We start from the raw sequence: 14,967 nt of genomic DNA, 5'->3' as shown, positions 1-14,967 counted from the left end.
TTTTATTTTTATAAGGCAGATGATTTCTGAATGAAAAAATCATCTGCCTTTGTTTTTACAATTTATTCGCAATCCATCCAGCTCTGCATACTTCCCTCTAAGTACATTGTCGCATATTCCAAAGGATTATCTATCGCCAAAGCATCCAATATTCCTTCATGCCCTGGTGTGATCTTTAGTCCTTCCTCTGCTTTGTTGCAATCAATGCGGATTATGTAACCCTCGTAATGGTTGATGTCTATGCTATTGTATTTTGGATTGTATTCTGCGTGTACCATGTTCATAATACCATGCCTTCTTTCTTATTCGCAGTTTAAGCATGTTTATGTAAGCGTGGGCTGTGAGTAATATCATTAACTATGTGAAACTCCCGTCTCCAATTTAGATACTGTTTTATCACTCACACCTAACTTAGTAACAAATTGCATCTGTGTTAAATCATTCTTCTCACACAGCTTTTTAATTACTGCTCCTGTTACATATTGGTCCATATCTTTCACCTCCATGAACAGATTATAATTTAATCTATTTATTTATGGTACCTACTTAACGTAGAGTTCTTTTTACTCTATTTCCAAGGCCTTTCTTTACCAATCCATCCATTTGCCTTCCAATACTTAAAATCAGTATATTCTGGATTATCTTTACCTAAGCTTGTTTGCAACATACGAACTATATAAAACTTCATTTTTGTACTTAGATTTGTATTTGCTGGTTTTAAATAATTGATTGAATTCATCTTCTTAGCAAATGCTTTCAATTTCTTTGTAAATTCTTCACGTTTCTTTTCAGGAATTTTATCCCAATGAATTTCACTCATTAATTTAAATGAACATATCTTTATATATGATATGCCCCACCATGAAAGACTATCCTTTATATCCTTAGCAGTAGATTTTCCACCAGAGCCAAGACACTGTGTAATAATCACCGCACGTTTCCCAAACATTTCTTTAGCTGGACGATGCGGCATCCAGCGATATCCAAAGTGATCAAGCATGGATTTCATTGCTCCAGTTGTATGGAAAACATAGGCTGGTGAAGTAAACACTAATAAATCTGCTTCAAGAAGAGATTTTTCAATCTTTTGAACATATTGAGCATCCTTGCATTCATCTTCTCTACACATAAAACACTTCGTACATCCAACACAAAAACCTGGACAATCCTTAGGAAGATAATACTCTGTGATTTCTGCACTATCTTTAAACTCCTCAAGAAATATCTCCTTCATTTTGTATGTTACACCATGTTTTTCTGTTCCATTAATTACTGTAATTTTCATAATCTCCCTCCATTATCTCTTTTTACTTATTATTCTTCACTTTTCTTGAATACAACTTGTTAAACTGTCTTATATGTTCTTTAAGTATTTTTAATGACTCCTCTTCTCTACTTGGCTCCCTATCACAAATTGTGAGCAACATATAAATTGGAGCATAAAAATGTAATGTCATAATTTCTACATTATCTGTCTGTAACACACCTGATGATACAATCATACCAAGAAGCATCCCTTGATATGATAACGGCTCATCCACATACTGCTTCATATATACATCTGCTAACTGTTTATCATGAAACTGTTCAATAGTAAGCATCTTACGAAAACGTCTCGTATAATCATCATGTAAGAAATACAAAAACAACTTAGTACCAAGTTCAATCAATTGTTCTTCAGATATATTTTTATATATTTCAGCATCTATTGAAGCATCCTCTCCATTAATCTGAAGTGAACCCGCCTGCTCTAAAAATCTTTTTTTCATACCATCAATAATCGCATCAAAAATTGCTTGCTTATTTTTATAATGCTTATAAAGCGACGGAGCCTTAATTCCTACTCTCTCTGCAATATCTGCAACATAAACATTTGCATATCCCTTTTCAGAAAACAAAGTCAAAGCTTCATCTATTATTCTTTCTTTTGTATTCATAATTTGTCCTCTTTCTATTTAGCTAATTCTGATTAGCTTAATTATAGGCTAATTTAAATTAGCTGTCAAGCACAAAAAAAATAAATGCTATCCTACTAAGAAAACTTCCAAGTAAGATAGCATTTTATTATTCTGCATAAAAATCAACTATATTATCAAGTTTACTGCTCATATTTACAAACATAGCATCAAGGATTGTAATTGCTGCCATACATTCCACAACAACCACAGCTCTTGGAACTATGATTGGATCATGACGACCTGCAATTTCTATGTCGATGTTTTCACCATTCTTATTAACAGTAGACTGTTTTGAATAAATAGATGGTGTTGGTTTAAATGAAGCCTTAATAATTATATCACTACCATCACTGATACCACCTAAGATACCACCTGCGTTGTTTCTTGTCTTTTTAATAGTTCCATCTTCATTTATAAAACCATCATTAGAATCAACGCCTGTCATCTTTGAAGCATCTACACCAGCGCCAATCTCAACAGCCTTAACAGCTCCAACTGACATAATACCCTTAGCAAGATTTGCATCAAGTTTATCAAAAACCGGATCACCAATTCCTGCCGGAACGCCACTAATTACACACTCTACAGTTCCACCTGAAGAATTACCATTATTCATAAGTTCTTCAAGGTATTTAGATGCTTTATCAGCAGCCTTAGCATCAGGCATATAAAGTTTATTATTATTTATTTCTTCCTTAGCAAATGTTTCTATTTCAATATCTCCAATTGACTTAGTGTATGCTAAGATTTCTATTCCCATCTGTTTTAATATCTTACTAGCAATGGCACCTGCACATACTCTTCCAATAGTTTCTCTACCTGACGATCTTCCACCACCACGATAATCTCTAAATCCATATTTAGCATCGAAGGTAAAATCAGCATGCCCAGGTCTGTACACTTGCGCAATATTACTATAATCTTTTGAAATTTGACTTTCATTTCTAACGATTAAAGAAATAGGAGTTCCTGTAGTCTTTCCTTCAAATACACCTGAAAGAATTTCTACTTTATCTCCTTCACTTCTCTTTGTTGTAAATTTAGACTGACCTGGTTTTCTTCTATCAAGAAAGACTTGAATATCTTCCTCACATAGTTCTAAACCACTTGGGCATCCATCAACTACAACTCCAAGTGCTTTGCCATGGGACTCACCCCATGTAGATATTTTAAATATAGTTCCAATACTTGAACCTGCCATATTAACCTCCGTATAATTACACTTCAAGGTGTATGTAACTACATACACCTTGAACAATATTCATTATAAAATATTCAAATATAAAATATAAAATCTAAAATACTAATACTATATAAAACTAGTATTATAAAACTCTTAGTATCAATTTACTACTATCTTAGTATAATGGATACTTATCTGTAAGAGTCTTAACAATTTCCATAGCCTTAGCTTTATTAGCATCAACATCTTTAACAAGAAGTGAAATAGCTTCAGCGATAGCATCCATATCTTCTGTCTTCATACCACGTGTTGTGATTGCAGGAGTACCAATTCTGATACCACTTGTAACAAATGGACTCTTAGGATCGTTAGGAATTGCATTCTTGTTACATGTGATATTTGCTGCATCAAGAAGTTTTTCACAATCCTTACCAGTAACACCCATGTTCTGAAGGTCAACTAACATAAGGTGATTATCTGTACCACCTGATACTAAGTTAAATCCTCTATCCATAAGTCCCTTAGCAAGTGCCTGAGCATTATCAACAACGTTCTTACCATATTCTTTGAATGAATCATCTAATGCTTCTTTTAAACATACAGCCTTAGCTGCGATAACATGCATAAGTGGACCACCCTGCATACCTGGAAATACTGCCTTATTGAAGTTAAACTGTTCAGCAGCTTCCTGGTTACAAAGAATCATACCACCTCTTGGTCCTCTAAGTGTCTTATGTGTTGTTGTTGTAACAACATCAGCATAAGGAATTGGGCTCATATGAACACCTGCAGCAACTAAACCTGCAATGTGAGCCATATCTACGAAAAGATATGCATCTACTTCATCTGCAATCTTTCTGAATTTCTTAAAGTCAATTGCTCTTGGATAAGCTGAAGCACCAGCAATGATAAGCTTTGGCTTGCACTTCTTAGCAATCTTTAATACTTCATCGTAATCAATGTATCCATTATCGTCCGTACCATATGGAACAACATTGAAATACTTACCTGACATATTAACAGGTGAACCATGTGTTAAATGTCCACCATGTGCAAGACTCATACCCATAATAGTATCGCCTGGCTCAATCATAGCAAATAAAACTGCCATGTTAGCCTGTGCACCTGAATGTGGCTGAATATTTACATAGTCACAATTGAATAACTTCTTAGCTCTTTCAATTGCAAGTGTTTCAACAACGTCAACATACTCACATCCACCATAATATCTCTTACCTGGGTAACCTTCTGCATACTTGTTTGTAAGATGACTACCCATAGCAGCCATAACTGCTTCACTTACAATGTTCTCTGATGCAATAAGTTCGATGTGATCTCTCTGTCTCTGAAGTTCATCATCCATTGCAGCAGCAAGTTCTGGATCAAAGTTTTTAACATAATCAAATGAAAACATAAATTCCTCGTATGATTAAATAATCATACTCTCCTTTCTTAGTTTATCTATAAGTACATTTTTAAATTCAATTTTACAATACGCATAAACAACTTATGCACTAGCCTTCTTTTCATTTACAAGTTTTTCATCTCCACCTTCAAAGAACACTTTATGCCATACAAGGAAAGATAAAACAACCCAAATCTTTGAAACTTTAAATCTCTTTCCAGCTCTATGATCTTCAAGTAGTTCAACAAGCTTATCAGTATTAAAGTATTTATTAGCTGTTTCACTTGTAAAATATTCCTTAACTAAATTATAATACTTTTCTTCCTTAAGCCAATCAGGAATAGGTGTTGGGAATGCTAGCTTCTTTCTATTAGCTGAAATCTCATTCATTTCCCTATTAGCAGCACTTCTTAGTGCAAGCTTTGTATTCTTTAAACTAACTTTATAATTAGCTGGAAGTGTATTAGAAAGAGCAAATATCTCCTTATCAAGGAATGGTACTCTAAGTTCAAGCGAATTAGCCATACTCATCTTATCAGCCTTAAGTAAAATTTCCTGAACCATCCATCCATGAATATCTAAATACTGCATCTTTGTAATATCATCATAATCTTTAGCTTCATCATAAAACTTCTTTGTAAACCATGTAGGTGGCTGTGATTTGTATTTCTTCTTTAAATACTTATCTCTCTCACCAACTTTAAATACATTAGAGTTACCAATGTATCTTTCTTCTACAGTCTTACTTCCTCTTATAAAGAAGTTTCTACCCTTAAAATCAGGCATTGGCTTAACAACACCTGCAATCATCTTTCTAACAAATTTAGGAACTTTCTTCTGATATGATTCAAGTGATAATGGTTCTTTATAAACGTTATATCCACCGAACATTTCATCAGCTCCCTCACCAGATAGAACAACCTTTACATCTCTTGACGCAAATTCAGATAAATAATAAAGGTTATTAGCACTTGTATTACCAAGTGGTTCATCTAAGTGATACTGCACTGCCTGAATACTATTAAAGTAATCATCAGCATCTATTAAAATTCTATTATTTTCAACATGAATTTCATCAGCTAAAAACTTAGCATCATCAGCTTCGCTATATTTTAAATTAGCAAATCCAATTGTATAAGTTCTAACTTTCTGAAGTTTTGATACTTCACAAGCCACATAACTTGAATCAACACCTGATGATAAGAAACTTCCAACTTCTACATCAGCAATCATATGAGTTTTAACTGATTCCTTAAATGTTTCTGAAATTTCATCAACAAACTGATCATATGATTTTTCATAATCAAAGTTAAATGTAGGCTGCCAATATCTTGTAATTGTCATCTTACCATCCTGCCATTCATAATAATGAGCTGGTGGTAATTTATGTACATTCTTAAACATAGTGTCATATCCTGGGATACAACCAAATGTTAAATAATCAGGTAATAATTCCTCATTAACTTCTCTCTTAAAGTTTGGATGAGGTAAAAATCCTTTTATTTCACTACCAAAGAAAAATGTGCCATTCATATTTGCATAATAATATGGTTTAATTCCAAAGAAGTCTCTAGCTCCAAAAAGCTTTTTCTTCTTCTTATCCCAAATAGTAAATGCAAACATACCCCTAAGTTTATTTAAAAGTTCAGGACCATATTCTTCATAACCATGAAGCAAAACTTCTGAATCACTTCTTGTTTTGAAAACATGCCCTTTTTCTATTAATTCTTCCCTAATCCCTTGGAAGTTATAGATTTCGCCATTGAAAACAAGAACCATTGAACCATCCTCATTCTCCATAGGCTGTCTACCACCTTCAAGGTCGATGATACTTAGTCTAGCAAATCCTAAAACAACGTCATCATCAATGTAACTATCCTGCCAGTCTGGTCCTCTATGATGAATACGATTTAACATCTCATCAATCACACTCTGTTTATCAGCGAGAGGCCCAGTAAAACCTACAAAACCGCACATGATATATCCTCCATCTTGTAGTCTTTTATGATAGAGTTTTCATTATATCCTAGAAAAAACTATCACTATAAATAATACCACAACAAATTGTGCTTAGCAATTCATTTTACAAGGTTTTTATCTAAATATTGATTTTTTTTTGAGATATTATATAATATGTTATGTAATTCAATAAAAATAAGAAATAATTAAAGACATAATATCTTTCTATGTTTCTTCGGAAAGGATTCTATTATGAAATTTGAAAGTAAGGATTTTATTCCTGTTCTTTTTGGTGGCGATATAAATACATATAGTGTTGCCAGAGCATTTTACGAAAAATATAAGGTTAAATCTTACGTATTTGGTAAGTATAATAACGGTCCAAGTTGCAACAGTAAGATTACAATTTACAGTGCTAATCCTCGTATTGAAGAGGATGATTTTTTTATGAAGACCGTTAAATCCATGGCAACAGCATTTGCTAATAAGAAGATTATCCTTGTAGGTTGTGGAGATAGCTACGTTGCTCTTATAAGTAGACACTTATCAGAACTTCCTGAAAACTGCATTGCTCCATACATTAGTTATGATTTAATGTATCAGCTTCAGAAGAAGGATTTATTCTATGAACTTTGCGATAAGCATGGACTTGATTATCCAAAGACATTTGTTCATAAGGAAGACATGGGATTTGATTTCGAACTCGATTTCCACTTCCCTGTTATCTTAAAGCCATCTAATGGTATTCTTTATTGGGAATGTCCTTTTAAAACTCAGAACAAGGTATATAAGATAGATACAAAGGAAGAATTAATTAAGACCATGAAGGAGATTTATGCTTCAGGTTATACTGATTCTTTGATTATTCAGGATATGATTCCTGGCAATGATGAAAACATGCATGTTATGACTTGCTACAGTGATCAAAATAGTGAAGTTAAACTTGTATGTTTAGGTCACGTTTTATTAGAGGAACACACACCTCACGGTCAGGGTAATCATGCTGTTATTATTACAGAATATAACGAAGAATTAACTTCAAAAGTTACTGCTCTTTTAAAGGATTTAAATTATGTCGGTTTTTCAAACTTCGACATTAAGTACGATTCAAGAGATGGCAAGTACAAATTCTTCGAAATCAATACAAGACAGGGACGTAGTAATTTCTATGTTACTGGTTCAGGCTTTAACATTGCTGAATGCATCGTTGAAGAATATGTAAATCACAACATTTTACAGTTAAAAGTTGCTAAGCAGCCTCACTTATGGTTGGTTGTTCCAAAGAAGGTAGCATATACATATGTAAAAGATCCTAAGAATATTGAAATGCTTAATACTCTCTTCCAGAAAAAGGAAGTTGTTAATCCAGTATTCCTTAAGGGTGATTTCATTTTCAAGAGATGGATTCGTATGGTAAAACAGCACTTCTCTCACTATGGAAAGTACAAAAAGTATTACCATCCAGAAGAATATAACGAAGTTAAATTACCTGAAGAGAATATTGAAATAAACTAAAATATAAAGAATACTTTAATGCAAATTATGCATTGAATTAATATAAGGTTAAATATGAAAAAATATACATTAAAAGATTTTTATAATTTATTAAATGAAAAAGAACAGGTTGTTGAATCTGCATTTGTTGAAGAAGCGGTTGTTGATTTTACAACTTATAATTCAAAGGAAGTTGTTGCTAATACTCTTTTCATCTGTAAGGGCGCTACTTTTAAGGAAGATTACCTTAAAGATGCCATAAGCAAAGGCGCAACTTGCTATGTTAGTGAGAAAAAATACGATGTTGATTGTTCATACATTATTGTTAAAAACATTAGAGAGTGCATGCCTTTAATAGCAAATCTCTATTATGATGCACCTTTTAAAAAGTTACATATGACGGGGATAACTGGTACAAAGGGTAAGTCAACTACTGCTTATTACATTAAATCAATTATTGATGAATATATGAAAAACTCAGGTGGTAAAGAAAGTGCTGTTATTTCATCTATTGATGTTTATGATGGCGTAATTAATAAAGAATCACATATCACTACTCCTGAGTCAATGGAATTATTTATGCATTTTAATAATGCAGTTAATTCAGGTATTACTTATCTTGAAATGGAAGTTTCATCACAAGCTCTTAAATATAACAGAGTTGATGAGATTGTATTTGATTGTGGTATCTTTTTAAATATTTCAGAAGATCACATAAGCGATATTGAACACAAGGATTTTAATGATTACTTCCACAGCAAGTTAAGAATCTTCAAGCAGACTAAAACAGCTTTTATTTGTGCTAATTCTGATAATTTTGATGAAATAAAAACTGCCGCTTCTGCTTCTGAAAATGTAATTATTTTTGGTCATGAAGATAATTTAAAAATTGATATAAATGAATGTGATATTTATGGATATAACATTAAAAAGACTTCTGATGGAATTAGTTTTAATGTTAAAACCAAAGCCTTTGATGAAGAATTTCTTCTAACTATGCCAGGTCTTTTCAATGTTGAAAATGCACTTGCTGCTATTGCAGTTGCACTTGAATATAACATTCCAATTAAATATATTAAAAAAGGTATTTCACTTGCTCGTTCAAGCGGAAGAATGGAACTTTATGAAAATAGCGACAAGAGTATAATTGCTGTTGTTGATTATGCTCACAACAAGTTAAGTTTTGATACTCTCTACTCTTCTACTAAAAAGGAATATCCTGAATATGATATCTATGCAATCTTTGGTTGTCCTGGATACAAGGCTCAGATCAGGCGTAGAGATTTAGGTCTTATAGCTGGTGAATATTCAAAGAAAGTTTATATTTGTGCAGAGGATCCTGGTGATGAACCAGTTATTGAAATATCAAATGAAATTGCTTCTTATGTTTCAAAAGGAAACTGTCCATACGAACTTATCGAGGATCGTGGTGAAGCAATCAAAAAAGCTATCGAAGATGCCAAAGCATCTAATCATAAAACAATTATTCTAATCACAGGCAAAGGCAACGAAACGCGCCAAAAGTACGGTCACGAATACCTCGATTGCCCATCAGATGTAGAATACGTAAAAAGATACTTACAATAGTAAGTATCTTTTTTCTTTAAAGTTAATTACCACGTGAATTTATATTATCTATCCCGGACTCAGCTCGCGCACGGTGCGGGCTGCCCCTAGCCACATTAAGTTCGAAAGTTATTGTTTTTTATATGATTTATTCATTTCATCCGTATAATACAAGTATTACATAATGAGCAAGTAAAGTAATGCATTTAAGTGCAAGCACTTATGCACCACTTCACTTACTCATCACATAACACTTCACGTTATGCAGCTAAATAAACTTCTTAACAAAATACATCTTTCTCACTAAGTGTAGAGACCCGCAACGGTCCGTTCTAGAGAATATAGAATTCACTTTGGTTATTAACTTAAAATATTAAGTGTAACTATAAAGTTCTTTGTATATTCCGTTTTTAGCTAATAATTCTTCATGAGTTCCAGTTTCTTCAATTCCATTTTCTGTTAAGACTATGATTTTATCAGCATTTTTAATTGTTGATAAGCGGTGAGCTATTACAAGTGTTGTTCTATTCTTTGCAAGTTTTTCGAGTGATTCTTTTACAATGCTTTCACTTTCATTATCAAGTGCACTTGTTGCTTCATCAAATATTAAGATAGGTGGGTTCTTTAAGAATACTCTGGCTATTGATAATCTTTGTTTCTGTCCACCTGATAATTTAACACCTCGCTGACCTATATCTGTATTATATCCATCTGGTAAACTCATAATAAAATCGTGAGCATTTGCATTTTTAGCTGCTTCTACTACTTCTTCATAAGTTGCATCTGGCTTACCATACTTAATATTATCAAATATTGTTCCACTAAATAGATATACATCCTGCTGAACAAGACCAATATTATCTCTAAGACTTTGTAGAGTCACATCTCTTACATCTTTACCATCTATTTTTATATTGCCTTTAGTCACTTCGTAAAATCTTGGTATTAAGCTACAAAGAGTAGTTTTACCACCACCTGATGAACCTACAATTGCAAGGTATTGACCCTGTGGTATTTTTAAATCAATATGTCTTAATACTCTATGTGCATTATCATTATATTTAAACGAAACATCATTAAACTCAATATCACCTTTTACATTTTCAAGTTCAACGGCACCTTCCTTATCCTGAATATCAGGTTCAATGTTAAGAATTTCCATAAATCTTTCAAATCCTGAATAACCATTTTGGAACTGTTCTGTAAAATCAATAAGTGTTTTTATAGGATCAGTAAATACATTAATATATAATAAAAATGCAACAAAATCTGCAACTGCAAGTTTATGATTACTCATAAGCACTCCACCTACAACAATAACACAAATATTTATAAGCATTGTAAATGCTGTAAGTCCTGAGTGATACAAGCCCATATATTTATAGCTTTCTTTTTTAGCTCTTAAAAATCCGTCATTACCAATCTTAAACTTTTCATTTTCAATATCTTCATTTGCATAGGATTTAACCACACGAATTCCAGATAAATTGTCTTCTATTCTAGCATTTACTTCCGCAATTTCAACTCTGTTCTTTTTAAATGCTCTCTTCATTTTCTTATTTAAAATAAATGCATAAATAAACATAATTGGAACAAGAACAAATGCTGCTATAGTTAGTTTCAAACTGATACTTGTAAGTATTATAAATGCACCAATTATCTTAATAAATGATATTGCTATATTCTCTGGTCCATGATGCAAAAGTTCCGTAATATCAAATAAATCATTTGTTATTCTACTCATAAGCTGACCAATCTTTTGATCATCATAAAATGAAAAGGATAATTTCTGATAATGATTAAATATTTCTGCTCTCATATCATATTCAATCTTTGCACCCATTACATGTCCAAAATTTGAAATATAATAATTAGCAAATAACTGAATAAAAACGAGCACTACTAAAATAGCACCGATCATATAAATCTTCTCTGCATTCATGCTCTTATTGCCCTTAGATAAATCACTTGTAATACTTCTAACTGTAAGAGGAATCACAAGTGCAATTCCTGATGCAACAAAAGCAAAAAACATATCAAGCATGAACGTTCCCATATATGGCTTATAAAAGGAAGCCATTTTCTTCAAATTTTCTTTCATAACTAATCTCCAAAATTTAAACCTTTAACTATATATAAAAGACGACCGTAAATATTCACGGTCATCTTTATATTTTTAATAACTATATATTATTCTTTTTCTTCAACATATGTACTAGCCAAGCATAACTCTTCCATCTGCTTTTCATCAACAACATTAGGAGCATCTGTCATAAGACAACTTGCATCCTTAACCTTAGGGAATGCAATTACTTCTCTAATGTTATCTCTCTTAGCCATAAGCATTATAAGTCTATCAAGACCAAATGCAAGTCCTGCATGAGGTGGTACTCCATACTTAAATGCATCAAGTAAGAAACCAAATCTCTCATGAGCATCTTCCTTTGTAAATCCAAGTTTTTCAAACATCTTCTCCTGAATATCACCCTGGTGAATTCTTACTGAACCACCACCAAGTTCATATCCATTAAGAACGATATCATAAGCCTTTGAACGAACTGCGCCAAGATCACTATCAAGTAAATCAAGGTCTTCTTCCATAGGCATTGTAAATGGATGATGCATTGAAACAAATCTTTCCTGCTCTTCTGAGTATTCAAAAAGTGGGAATTCTGTAACCCAAAGGAAATTAAATTTATCTTCATCAATAATTCCCATCTGGTCTGCAAGTTCAAGACGAAGTGCACCAAGACAATCAAATACTAACTTAGTCTTATCAGCTGCGAATAATAATAAATCACCATTCTTACCATCCATAGCCTTAATAAGTGCATCCATCTCTTCATCCTTCATAAACTTAGCAAATGAAGACTTTATGCTGCCATCATCAGCAATCTGTATGTAAGCAAGTCCCTTAAGACCAATACCCTTAACGAACTCAACTAATTTATCAATTTTCTTTCTTGGCATATTACCCTGGCCAGTAGCGTTAATACCTCTAACAGTACCACCATCCTTAATAGCATTAGCAAATACACCAAATTCACAATCCTTAACCACATCACTTACATTAACAAGTTCCATGCCAAATCTAGTATCAGGCTTATCTGAACCATATCTTTCCATAGCTTCTTTGTAAGTCATACGCTTAATTGGAAGTTCAATATCAACATCTAAAACTTCTTTAAATAAACTCTTAAGTAATCTTTCATTAACATCAATAACATCATCAATATCAACAAATGACAATTCCATATCCACCTGTGTAAATTCAGGCTGTCTATCAGCTCTTAAGTCTTCATCTCTAAAGCACTTAACAATCTGTAAATATCTATCATATCCTGAGCACATAAGTAACTGCTTAAATAACTGCGGTGACTGTGGAAGTGCGTAGAAGTTACCTGGATGAACTCTACTTGGAACAAGATAATCTCTAGCACCTTCCGGTGTAGACTTTGTAAGCATTGGAGTTTCAATTTCTATGAAACCTTCGTTCTCTAAGAACTTACGCATAAAAGTTGTTACCTTACTTCTAAGTATCAAGTTTCTCTGCATATCAGGTCTTCTTAAATCAAGATATCTATATTTAAGTCTTAATTCTTCCTTTGTATTGCTATTTTCCTCAATTGGGAACGGTGGAGTTTCTGACTCTGATAAAATTCTTAATGTCTTAACATCAATTTCAATATCACCAGTCTTTAAATCATTATTAACTGCTCCATCTCTTTTTCTAACAATACCTGTGGCAGCAATAACATATTCGCTTCTAAGTTCATTCGCCTTTTTAAGAACCTCTGCATCACTTGTACTATCATCAAATACCAACTGTAAAATACCGCTACGATCTCGTAAATCGATAAAGATTAAGCTACCAAGATTTCTTCTCTTTTGAACCCAACCCATAACGGTTACTTCTTGTCCAATATTTTCATTAGATACTTCTGTACATCTGTGACTTCTGTGAAGTCCTTTCATTGATTCTGCCATTGTTTCACCTCATTAATCAAATTTATTTCTCAAAATAATATAATTACAATATATTAAACTTATCTTTTTTATTTGTCAATAACTAATTAATATCAAACAACAAAACTAATTAATCAACAAATACACATATTTTTATATTCTTATTTTAGTAAACTTCCAATTTCATCAATTGCTACTTCTGTATTTTCACCAGTTTCCATGTTTTTAACATTAACTTTACCAGCTTCTAATTCATTATCACCGATAATAACTGTATACTTACAAGGAAGTTTATTAGCATACTTCATCTGAGCCTTAACTGAACGATCCATATAATCTGTTTCAATAATAAATCCTTCCTCACGAAGTTTTTTTACAATTTCATACGACTTACTTCTAGCGCTATCACCCATAACACCAACATATAAGTCTACAATATCTTCTTTTTCAAGCTCCACGCCTTCTTTTTCCATGAAGTATAGAATTCTTTCAATACCCATACCAAATCCAGCTGAAGGTATATCCTGTTTTTCATCTATTTCACTAATAAGGCCATCATATCTTCCGCCACCTGAAAGAGTAAATCCTTCACTATCAACGAATTCAAATACAGTCTTTGTATAGTAATCAAGTCCACGTACAATTCCTGTATCAATTGTATATTCAATATTTAAGCTATCAAGCATGCTCTTTAATGTTTCAAAGTGTTCCTTACACTCATCATCAAGATAATCAATTGTTCTTGGAGCATCCTTAACAATTTCCTTACAACTTGGAACCTTACAGTCTATAACTCTAAGAGGATTCTTTTGCATACGCTCTCTACAAGTTTCGCATAATTCACCCTCATGTTCCTTTAAGTATTTCAGTAATGCATCATTATATGTCTTTCTACAATTAGCACAACCTATACTATTGATGTGTAAGTGTGCATCCTTAAGGCCTAATCTCTTTATAAGCTCAGATATGAATGTAATAATTTCAACTTCAACCATTGGACTTTTTGAACCTACAATTTCAACACCAAACTGATGATGCTGACGAAGACGACCACTCTGTGGTTTTTCATATCTAAATGCAGGTGTTACATAAAAAAGCTTCTTTGGAGCTGGCTCAGCATATAAATTATGCTCAAGATAAGCTCTAATAGCTCCGGCTGTTCCTTCTGGTTTTAATGTAATGCTTCTATCACCCTTATCTGTAAATGTATACATTTCCTTTTGAACAACATCAGTAGTTTCTCCAACACCTCTTTGAAATAATACAGTATGTTCAAATACTGGTGTTATAATTTCTTTCATGTTGTAAACCTTTGCAAGATCACGACAGATTTTTTCAATCTGAGTTCTCTTGTGCATGTTTTCTCCATACCAATCCTGTGTTCCTCTAGGTGCTTGTGTTATCATATCTAACCTCTTTCTATATTATTATATTCT

Annotated in this window: 12 protein-coding genes; 2 read left to right on the top strand and 10 right to left on the bottom strand. The window is 32.7% G+C overall.

Annotated features, from left to right (window positions below; genetic code table 11):
* Positions 1-62: 62 nt before the first annotated feature.
* The 7 genes from B5D16_RS00320 to asnB form a co-directional block, all read right to left on the bottom strand.
* Positions 63-278, bottom strand: coding sequence for a DUF6061 family protein (locus tag B5D16_RS00320; RefSeq protein ID WP_479723667.1), 216 nt, complete (start codon positions 276-278; stop codon positions 63-65).
* 75 nt (positions 279-353) lie between these two features.
* On the bottom strand, positions 354-491 hold the full coding sequence (locus B5D16_RS00315) for a helix-turn-helix domain-containing protein (RefSeq protein ID WP_078764961.1): 138 nt from the start codon (positions 489-491) through the stop codon (positions 354-356).
* 77 nt (positions 492-568) lie between these two features.
* Positions 569-1,285, bottom strand: coding sequence for a flavodoxin family protein (locus B5D16_RS00310; protein WP_078764960.1), 717 nt, complete (start codon positions 1,283-1,285; stop codon positions 569-571).
* A gap of 22 nt (positions 1,286-1,307) precedes the next feature.
* Positions 1,308-1,937 carry a TetR/AcrR family transcriptional regulator gene (locus B5D16_RS00305; protein ID WP_078764959.1) on the bottom strand — a complete coding sequence of 210 codons (630 nt, stop codon included), beginning with the start codon at positions 1,935-1,937 and terminating at the stop codon, positions 1,308-1,310.
* Between the two features lie 127 nt (positions 1,938-2,064).
* Positions 2,065-3,159, bottom strand: coding sequence for a chorismate synthase (aroC, locus tag B5D16_RS00300; RefSeq protein WP_078764958.1), 1,095 nt, complete (start codon positions 3,157-3,159; stop codon positions 2,065-2,067).
* A 157-nt stretch (positions 3,160-3,316) separates the two neighbouring features.
* On the bottom strand, positions 3,317-4,555 hold the full coding sequence (locus tag B5D16_RS00295) for a serine hydroxymethyltransferase (protein WP_078764957.1): 1,239 nt from the start codon (positions 4,553-4,555) through the stop codon (positions 3,317-3,319).
* A 93-nt stretch (positions 4,556-4,648) separates the two neighbouring features.
* The gene (asnB, locus tag B5D16_RS00290; protein ID WP_078764956.1) at positions 4,649-6,523 is read right to left on the bottom strand and encodes an asparagine synthase (glutamine-hydrolyzing); all 1,875 of its coding nucleotides are present in this window, start codon (positions 6,521-6,523) and stop codon (positions 4,649-4,651) included.
* 234 nt (positions 6,524-6,757) lie between these two features.
* On the opposite strand from asnB, the gene B5D16_RS00285 reads away from it, so the two are divergent.
* Positions 6,758-8,020, top strand: a complete 1,263-nt coding sequence (locus tag B5D16_RS00285; protein WP_078764955.1) for a carboxylate--amine ligase — start codon at positions 6,758-6,760, stop codon at positions 8,018-8,020.
* A gap of 54 nt (positions 8,021-8,074) precedes the next feature.
* Complete coding sequence (locus B5D16_RS00280) at positions 8,075-9,586, top strand: Mur ligase family protein (protein WP_078764954.1); 1,512 nt, start codon at positions 8,075-8,077, stop codon at positions 9,584-9,586.
* A 352-nt stretch (positions 9,587-9,938) separates the two neighbouring features.
* Here B5D16_RS00280 and B5D16_RS00275 read toward each other — a convergent pair whose 3' ends face one another.
* The 3 genes from B5D16_RS00275 to hisS form a co-directional block, all read right to left on the bottom strand.
* Complete coding sequence (locus B5D16_RS00275) at positions 9,939-11,666, bottom strand: ABC transporter ATP-binding protein (RefSeq protein WP_078764953.1); 1,728 nt, start codon at positions 11,664-11,666, stop codon at positions 9,939-9,941.
* An 89-nt stretch (positions 11,667-11,755) separates the two neighbouring features.
* Positions 11,756-13,552 (bottom strand): aspartate--tRNA ligase, encoded by a 1,797-nt coding sequence (gene aspS / locus B5D16_RS00270; RefSeq protein ID WP_078764952.1) that lies wholly within the window; start codon positions 13,550-13,552, stop codon positions 11,756-11,758.
* A 140-nt stretch (positions 13,553-13,692) separates the two neighbouring features.
* Positions 13,693-14,937 carry a histidine--tRNA ligase gene (gene hisS, locus B5D16_RS00265; protein ID WP_078764951.1) on the bottom strand — a complete coding sequence of 415 codons (1,245 nt, stop codon included), beginning with the start codon at positions 14,935-14,937 and terminating at the stop codon, positions 13,693-13,695.
* Positions 14,938-14,967: the final 30 nt, after the last annotated feature.

Source organism: Eubacterium uniforme (assembly GCF_900167115.1).
GTDB lineage: Bacteria > Bacillota > Clostridia > Lachnospirales > Lachnospiraceae > Eubacterium_S > Eubacterium_S uniforme.
Note: the sequence above shows the minus strand (reverse complement) of the source record. Positions and strands in the feature narration are given on the sequence as shown.

Bases quoted from the DNA above. Each gene is read 5' to 3' on its own strand.
- B5D16_RS00305 (WP_078764959.1), bottom strand. From the start codon at position 1,937: ATGAATACAAAAGAAAGAATAATAGATGAAGCTTTGACTTTGTTTTCT.
- B5D16_RS00320 (WP_479723667.1), bottom strand. From the start codon at position 278: ATGGTACACGCAGAATACAATCCAAAATACAATAGCATAGACATCAAC.
- B5D16_RS00280 (WP_078764954.1), top strand. From the start codon at position 8,075: ATGAAAAAATATACATTAAAAGATTTTTATAATTTATTAAATGAAAAA.
- B5D16_RS00315 (WP_078764961.1), bottom strand. From the start codon at position 491: ATGGACCAATATGTAACAGGAGCAGTAATTAAAAAGCTGTGTGAGAAG.
- B5D16_RS00285 (WP_078764955.1), top strand. From the start codon at position 6,758: ATGAAATTTGAAAGTAAGGATTTTATTCCTGTTCTTTTTGGTGGCGAT.
- aspS (WP_078764952.1), bottom strand. From the start codon at position 13,552: ATGGCAGAATCAATGAAAGGACTTCACAGAAGTCACAGATGTACAGAA.
- B5D16_RS00295 (WP_078764957.1), bottom strand. From the start codon at position 4,555: ATGTTTTCATTTGATTATGTTAAAAACTTTGATCCAGAACTTGCTGCT.
- hisS (WP_078764951.1), bottom strand. From the start codon at position 14,937: ATGATAACACAAGCACCTAGAGGAACACAGGATTGGTATGGAGAAAAC.
- aroC (WP_078764958.1), bottom strand. From the start codon at position 3,159: ATGGCAGGTTCAAGTATTGGAACTATATTTAAAATATCTACATGGGGT.
- B5D16_RS00275 (WP_078764953.1), bottom strand. From the start codon at position 11,666: ATGAAAGAAAATTTGAAGAAAATGGCTTCCTTTTATAAGCCATATATG.
- asnB (WP_078764956.1), bottom strand. From the start codon at position 6,523: ATGTGCGGTTTTGTAGGTTTTACTGGGCCTCTCGCTGATAAACAGAGT.
- B5D16_RS00310 (WP_078764960.1), bottom strand. From the start codon at position 1,285: ATGAAAATTACAGTAATTAATGGAACAGAAAAACATGGTGTAACATAC.